This is a genomic window from Tamlana crocina, assembly GCF_012037625.1.
The window spans coordinates 1-386 of sequence record NZ_JAAVJS010000405.1 but is presented as its reverse complement, the minus strand read 5'-3'; the positions used below and the strand labels follow the sequence as shown (position 1 = coordinate 386).

Sequence of the window (386 nt, the reverse complement as noted above, 5' to 3'; positions counted from 1 at the left end):
TTTACAGTTGCTGTTCTATCTTTTACCGGCAGTTGTTGTAGGCGTCATCGCCTTCTATTTTTTTAACCTCCATACCCGCAATGAAGAGCGTCGCCGGCGTTTCCTCCTCCACAAGGAATTACAAAAACATGCTTTGCCGCTCAGGTTACAGGCCTATGAACGTATGGCTCTTTTCCTTGAGAGGATCGCTCCCGGAAATCTGCTCGTACGGGTAAAACCCTATAAAAGCGGAAAAGAAGATTATGCAAATCACCTCCTCAGGAACATAGAACAGGAGTTTGAGCACAACATGGCACAACAGATCTATGTGAGTGAGGAGTGCTGGAATGTGATCAAAGCTTCTAAAAACGCTACCATCAACAACATCAGGAAAACTGTAGCCAAAG

At 45.1% G+C, this 386-nt stretch carries 1 protein-coding gene; it reads left to right on the top strand.

Annotated elements, in window-relative coordinates; genetic code table 11:
- The coding region (locus tag HC176_RS17335; protein ID WP_167920255.1) for a DUF7935 family protein at window positions 1–386 on the top strand (386 nt) is incomplete at both ends.